This window comes from Pseudomonas sp. JL2, from assembly GCF_031570495.1.
Lineage (GTDB): Bacteria > Pseudomonadota > Gammaproteobacteria > Pseudomonadales > Pseudomonadaceae > Aquipseudomonas > Aquipseudomonas rhizophila.
Map to the genome: position 1 here is coordinate 1 of NZ_JAKUDH010000049.1, position 7,034 is coordinate 7,034.

Below are 7,034 nucleotides of genomic sequence, written 5' to 3' on the forward strand. Positions count from 1 at the left end.
TGAAATTGCGCGTCACGCACTTGCATCGACGCCTCGGCCATACCATCACGCCCACGGACGGTCAGCACGCGACCGACCTCAGCACCGGGGCTGGGGTCAGTGATCAAGGGCTTGTGCACGGGCAGCGCGACCGTGAAGGTTCTGGATGCTTCAGGTGAGGTTTGCTGGGCGGCGGTCTGGATCAGCGTCGCGGTGTGGGTGACCTCGGGTGCAAACGGCTCGGTGCGCCGGAAACTCCAGGTGCCGTTGTTATTTTCGACGGGATGTTCGGTGGTGCTGTCACTGAATGTGAGGGTCAGCACAGCACCCGGCCAGCAGGTGCCATTGAGGTCGGGCGAGAGGCCATTTTCCACGGGCACGTTCATGACCGGGGCCAGCGGTGGGATGGTGACCTCGATTTCCTGCCAGGTCGGCGACGGTACTCCATTCAGGTATTGCTTGATATGGACTTCCCGCTTGAACGTCGGCCCCCATACCTGTGATGCCATGCTCTGCCACTGACCGGACGACACGCCAGCATCCGGGGCCACCTTCGACCCACCACCGGGATTGAACAGCATCACCGTCGCACCGTTGAAACCTTTACCCGAGAACACGGGCTGGTAGACCGGTGTGTAGGTGATATCGGTCGGGTCTGGAAGTCTCAGGTTGACCGGGAACGTGTACGGCTGCGAGTCAATCCAGCCATTGTCACCGTCGGGAAACCGCTGGACAGCCCTCACGCTGTAAGAACCAAATGGCCAATTTGTTGCGGTTGTGTTCCAGCTGCCTCCGTTCACCGGCACAGGGCCCGGCGCAGGGGCATCGGGCCCGCTGACGACCGTGATCTGGACGGTTGAACCGGTGTAGCCGCTGCCTTCGAACTTCACCGAGGTGTCCGTCGGCGTGGTGACGGTGACGGCGGTCAATGCCGGAGGGCGGATTCTGAAGGCTCGGGGTGCGCCTCGATTCGATGGCGTCCCGCCTACTAGTTGGAGTGCTGCCAGCGATATATTCCCTACGGGCGCTGTAACGGAACAGCTCCAATTAGCCCCCGTCAACGTGCTGGTCTCCCCCAATTTAGTATCGTCGGTCAGATCTCTGAATACCTGAACGATGGCCCCTGAACGCCCATTGTTGCCGGTCACGGTAAAGGTCCTGTCTTGCACCGAATGGGCTACGGGGCCGGTGATGACAGGTACGGGTAATTCAATCACAACAGAAACATTGTCTGCCCAGTCAGAATGCTTACCAGCCGATGTCTGTCTGGCAGTAAACTCAAATGCCCCCAACGGCAAATTGTTATGTGGCGTTGTCCTCCAGTGCCGTTGCGAGTCAACGATACACACTGGATGGGGTATTTCATCCGCCGAATGGCTGACGTGAAGTTGCACCTCTGCGGTCGGTACCCCAGAGCCAGAAATTTCCGGCCTGCGATGCTCTATGTTCGAGCCGGAAATAGGGGATGAGATGGAGGGCTTGGGCAGTACCGTCACAGATATATTGTCGGCCCAGCCTGATAGCACGCCACGGTGTTGCTGTCTGGCTGTCAGTACTTTTAGTCCTGGGGTCAGCGGTTCACGCAAACTTGTTCGCCATGCAGAACCGGATTCCACCCAGTCCGACAATTGCCGAGCTGTGTGGCCTTCATAAACCGCAACCCAGGCTTCAGAAGTAGCTGTACCTGAAACCTCCAGATTGGGTAGCACGTCATCGTTACGGACAGGGCTCGTTATCGAAGGGCTCTGACGACTGTAAGAGGCTATAAAGTAATTGTTCATATCCATCCGATTATTACCCTGCCAATACAAAACCCGTACACTAATCAGCTCCTCGCTAGCATTACTCCTTACGGTGTGCACAAACGGAAAGCTATGCCACGCATCATCCTGACGCGCATTTTCTTCACTTGCTGGAATCCAGTTACCGTTACTCTCAACCCTCAAACTAAAATAACAGTTAGCCAAACCACTAGGCCTTGATAAATACTGTTTTCCCACAACGGTAAATGATGCGCCATCGGAACTCCACTCGTACTCAAACTTAAACTTCGCGATAGCAACCCCACTACCAATTGGATATATAAACACTGTGTGCTCTGTAGCCAAACCATCTGCAGAAACAACGTCCGACACCTTACGCACATCATAAGTTTTATCGGCATTAACTCTGTTATTTCCTTCTGATATTTCTGCCGCGTCGCGCCCATCAATATCGTCGGTGTCATCGTCGATCATGATTAGCTCCAGGTTAACCTTTCAATTGGCTGGTCTTGACAAGAGATTCAGGGCAGTAGAAGCCAGCTCCTCAGCTTAAACACCTGTCATACCTGACAGTCCCGACCAATGGCCGCCTCGATGTAGGGAAGCACCCAACTGACTACGCCTCCTCGCGCAACGGACTACAGATCCGCCAGAATCCGCCGGTTTGTGCGCCTCGGCCTTGCCCCGCAACTTGATTCGCGTCGCTGACAACCCGCGACCGGCTTTAGTCGCCCGGTGATGAAGTGATGTGCACAAACGTCATCCAGTCGGGTTTCCTTTCATTGCAGCAACACGCCTGTTCAGTTGCGCGTACTCCGGCGGCGCCCCATGCACGCTGAAGCTGGCGTCGAAATGCTGCGGCGTTACGTCTTCGTGACACCTCAGGCAGCTTGCCTTTTAATTGGATGTTGTGTTGCGGCCCTCATCGAAGGGACTTTCAAGTGCAGGTCAACCTCAATCCTATATTGGTTGAGAATCACGAATGGGATGAAAGACAAGACAACTAAACCTGCCTCATCATATCGATTGTAATAAACCGCCTGGCATCAATCTGGACATACCACTTCAACCTCAGTATATGCTGAAGGATTCGGAGCATTCACCCCGCCAAATGTATATTTAAAGCCAAGCTTTCCTTTCTTCGTGGGGTAAACCCCTACCGCTCCCCCGCCCTCAACATCATGCCAGGCCCCGTCTTGCCATGCGGTGCTGGTCAGTTTCTCATCCCATACTTCCTCTGGCCCCTTCCCGAGCATAAGGAACCTAATAATGCCACTTTTACTCCCATTGGGAGTCACCCTGTACTGCCTTGCCTGAGCACTAAAGGCGCCGCATTCAAAAACCCACCAATACTCCACCGTCAACTCTGCCTTATAATTATCATACATCACCGTGAGCGTTTTCATTTCTGTTCGCCCCGCCAACTTAGCTTCTTTATAAGCTTCAATAGCGCCATCTGGAGAAATCCCCCCTCTTTGAGAGGAACCAGGATCGCTTTCCGACTTATCATCTCCCTTACTCATGACCCATTCCTCTAATCAAGTAATGACAATAAACCTTCCAATTTTACTGACAACGCCCATATCACCCGAAAGGTTGAGGAACAGTGAACAAGGCTCCTCGCTTATTGAATAGCTGTAATACCTGACAGTCCGGACAAACGGTCACCCGCGGTTCTTTGAGGCAGATGGGCGAGATGGGGGTGTTGTTGCTGGAGAAATTGCTGGATAACGAGACGAAGGTTCAGCGCTGAAGGTTAAGCCGACTGAATAATGTCGTAGATGCGATGGAGAACCTGTGGGAGCGAGCCTGCTCGCGATGGCGTACTTGAGGTCGCCATCGCGAGCAGGCTCGCTCCCACACCGGGTCAGTCGGCACATTCAGCATTGATGCAAGCTGATCCACCGTTTTCGTGAACAAGCCCGCTCCCACAGGTTGGATTGAGGCAACCCCGCAAAAGTCAGGCCGATTCCTGCAGAGGCGGTTTCAAGCCGACTCCGGCAACGGATGAAAACTGAAATACTGCTGCAACGCACTCACCAATTGCCCGTACTCCGGCGGCGCCCACTTGAGGCTGAAACCGGCGTCGAAATGCTGCGGCGTCACATCTTCGTGGCACCACAGACAACTGGCCTTCAATTCAATGTCCAACTGCGGTCCGTCATCGCTAGGGATCTTGAGGTGCAGATTAAAGTCCGCGCCGACCATCAGCGGCAAATGGCTGATCAGCATCAGGCCATCCTCAGAGACGTTGCCCAGAAAGCCGATGGGCTTGTCGTTCATACCGTTGAACACGCGCAGGAAATACGGCAACTGATGCCGCTCGATTCGCCTCTTTTTGTACATGTCCTGTATCGCTTTTTGAACGCCCCTCTACCAGGGGCTATCGATACTTCGGAACGGGCACGAACAGGCCCGCTCTCCCCGATCCCGGTGCCAGACGCTTGCAAGCGCCTTGGCTCTACTTCTGCCGGTCACAGGTGCCTCTTGAATTAGAGACCTGGCTCTAATCACTTCTTGTACAAAATATAGCTCAAGGTTTGGCGACAGCCAGCCCCGGGACGATAGTTTCATCCTGTGCAATCGTACAAGGTGGGGGTGGCCAGGCATTGCCCCTGGCCATGATATTGACGGACGGTATCAGAGCGCGGTGGGGCGGATCACCGGGGCGCTGCGGAGCGGGTAATGGCCCAGGCTCTGCAAGGTTTCCAGCCGGGCCCGGGCGCGGAAGGCGTATTCGCTGTTAGGGTATTGGGTCATGATGAACTGGTAGGTTTGCGCCGCATCGACAAACAGCTTCTGTCGTTCCAGGCATTGGCCGCGCATCATCGAGACTTCCGGCTGCATGTAGCGCCGGGCACGGCTGGCGCGGTCGACCTTGGACAACTCGAGCATCACCTGCTCGCAATTGCCCCGCTCGTAAGCCTTGTAGGCCAGGTTCATGTGGTGGTTCATCGACCAACGGGTGCAGCCCGTGATGCTCAGGGCCAGGGCAACAAAAAGCACGAATCGCATGGGAGGTTCTCCTGTCTTGAGCTCTGTATCGACCTGGGTGGGGAAATCTTCAACCCGAAAACGCAGCTTGGCAGTGCTCTTGTGGCGAGGGGATTTATCCCCTCGCCACAGGAGGAATGTGAAGCCGTAGAGGCGCAAAAATTTTCAGGAATGTTCATTTCGAAAAGAAACGAAAAAGTAGTGCATATGAACAATGACTACACCCAAAGAGCATAGTAGCCTTCGCTGGCGCTTGAACCTGAGGAGTCTTGCATGTCCGTCCGTCGCACCAAAATCGTCGCTACCCTTGGCCCGGCCAGTAACTCGCCGGAAGTTCTCGAACAGCTGATTCTGGCTGGCCTGGACGTTGCCCGTCTGAATTTCTCCCACGGCACCCCCGACGAGCACAAGGCTCGTGCCAAGCTGGTGCGTGACCTTGCTGCCAAGCATGGCCGTTTTGTCGCCCTGCTGGGTGACCTGCAAGGCCCGAAGATCCGTATCGCCAAATTCGCCAACAAGCGCATCGAGTTGAAGATCGGTGACCAGTTCACCTTCTCCACCAGCCATCCGCTGACCGAAGGCAACCAGCAGGTGGTCGGTATCGACTATCCGGACCTGGTCAAGGATTGCGGCGTGGGCGACGAGCTGCTGCTCGACGACGGCCGCGTGGTGATGCGCGTCGACACCGCCACGGCCACCGAACTGAACTGCACCGTGACCATCGGCGGCCCGCTGTCGGACCACAAAGGCATCAACCGTCGTGGCGGTGGCCTGACGGCGCCGGCCCTGACCGAAAAAGACAAGGCCGACATCAAGCTGGCCGCGGAAATGGAAGTCGACTACCTGGCCGTGTCCTTCCCCCGTGACGCTGCTGATATGGAATACGCCCGTCAACTGCGCGACGAAGCCGGCGGCACCGCCTGGCTGGTGGCCAAGATCGAACGCGCCGAAGCCGTGGCCGACGACGAAACCCTCGACGGCCTGATCAAGGCTTCCGACGCGGTGATGGTGGCCCGTGGCGACCTGGGCGTGGAAATCGGTGACGCGGAGCTGGTGGGCATCCAGAAGAAGATCATTCTGCATGCACGCCGTCATAATAAAGCGGTGATCGTCGCGACCCAGATGATGGAGTCGATGATCCAGAACCCGATGCCGACCCGCGCCGAGGTGTCCGACGTAGCCAACGCCGTGCTCGACTACACCGACGCCGTGATGCTCTCGGCCGAAAGCGCCGCCGGCCTCTACCCGCTTGAAGCGGTGCAGGCCATGGCACGCATCTGCATCGGCGCTGAAAAGCACCCCACCAGCAAGACCTCCAGCCACCGCATCGGCAAGACCTTCGAGCGCTGCGACGAGAGTATCGCCCTGGCGACGATGTACACCGCCAACCACTTCCCGGGCGTGAAGGCGATCATCGCCCTGACCGAAAGTGGCTACACGCCGCTGATCATGTCGCGCATCCGCTCCTCGGTGCCGATCTATGCGTTCTCCCCGCACCGCGAAACCCAGGCTCGCGCGGCCATGTTCCGTGGTGTCTACACCGTGCCATTCGACCCGGCCGCCCTGCAACCGGGCGAAGTCAGCCAGGCGGCGGTGGATGAACTGGTCAAGCGCGGCGTGGTGCAAACCGGAGACTGGGTCATCCTGACCAAGGGCGACAGCTACCACACCATCGGCGGCACCAACGGGATGAAAATCCTGCACGTTGGCGACCCGATGGTCTGAGTGACCGGTTGCTGAAAACAAAAGCCCTACCATGTGAATGGTGGGGCTTTTTGGTTTTTGCCATCTGAAAAAGGTGTTGCCTGGGCTGACGCTATCGCGAGCAGGCTCGCTCCCACAGGGGATCGGTGGTGTTCATGAATAATGTGTTCAACACAAACCCAATGTGGGAGCGAGCTTGCTCGCGTAAGCGGTGGGTCAGCTTGCACCAACGTTGAATGTGCCGACGCCTTCGCGAGCCAGCTCGCTCCCACAGGGGATCTGTGGTGTTCATGTCTAATGTGTTCAACACAAACCCAATGTGGGAGCGAGCTTGCTCGCGAAAGCGGTGGGTCAGCTTGCACCAACGTTGAATGTGCCTGCTCGCGATAGCGGTGGGTCAGCTTGCACCAACGTTGAATGTGCCGACGCCTTCGCGAGCAAGCTCGCTCCCACAGGGGAGCTGTGGTGTTCATGGCTAATGTGTTCAACACAAACCCAATGTGGGAGCGAGCCTGCTCGCGAAAGCGGTGGGTCAGCTTGCACTCATGTTGAATGGGCCGACGCCTTCGCGAGCAAGCTCGCTCCCACAGGGGA

4 protein-coding genes and 1 pseudogene are annotated in these 7,034 nt (G+C 56.8%); 1 reads left to right on the plus strand and 4 read right to left on the minus strand.

Going from position 1 to position 7,034, the window contains the following annotated elements:
- From MKS85_RS28530 to MKS85_RS28550, 4 genes and pseudogenes are all read right to left on the minus strand, one after another.
- Nucleotides 1-2,216 (minus strand): annotated as a pseudogene (locus MKS85_RS28530) (hypothetical protein); the annotation flags it as partial.
- Nucleotides 2,217-2,788: 572 nt separating this feature from the next.
- Entirely contained in the window at nucleotides 2,789-3,265 is a 477-nt protein-coding gene (locus MKS85_RS28535; protein ID WP_188250898.1) for a hypothetical protein, read from the minus strand.
- A gap of 463 nt (nucleotides 3,266-3,728) precedes the next feature.
- Entirely contained in the window at nucleotides 3,729-4,088 is a 360-nt protein-coding gene (locus MKS85_RS28545) for a PilZ domain-containing protein (protein WP_107321958.1), read from the minus strand.
- A gap of 294 nt (nucleotides 4,089-4,382) precedes the next feature.
- Complete coding sequence (locus MKS85_RS28550; RefSeq protein ID WP_047227106.1) at nucleotides 4,383-4,757, minus strand: tol-pal system YbgF family protein; 375 nt, start codon at nucleotides 4,755-4,757, stop codon at nucleotides 4,383-4,385.
- Nucleotides 4,758-5,009: 252 nt separating this feature from the next.
- Here MKS85_RS28550 and pyk point away from each other — a divergent pair, with 252 nt between their 5' ends.
- Complete coding sequence (gene pyk / locus MKS85_RS28555; protein WP_188250899.1) at nucleotides 5,010-6,461, plus strand: pyruvate kinase; 1,452 nt, start codon at nucleotides 5,010-5,012, stop codon at nucleotides 6,459-6,461.
- Nucleotides 6,462-7,034 lie beyond the last annotated feature (573 nt).

Coding starts and splice junctions, on each gene's coding strand:
- MKS85_RS28535 (WP_188250898.1), bottom strand. CDS start 3,265: ATGAGTAAGGGAGATGATAAGTCGGAAAGCGATCCTGGTTCCTCTCAA.
- MKS85_RS28545 (WP_107321958.1), bottom strand. CDS start 4,088: ATGTACAAAAAGAGGCGAATCGAGCGGCATCAGTTGCCGTATTTCCTG.
- MKS85_RS28550 (WP_047227106.1), bottom strand. CDS start 4,757: ATGCGATTCGTGCTTTTTGTTGCCCTGGCCCTGAGCATCACGGGCTGC.
- pyk (WP_188250899.1), top strand. CDS start 5,010: ATGTCCGTCCGTCGCACCAAAATCGTCGCTACCCTTGGCCCGGCCAGT.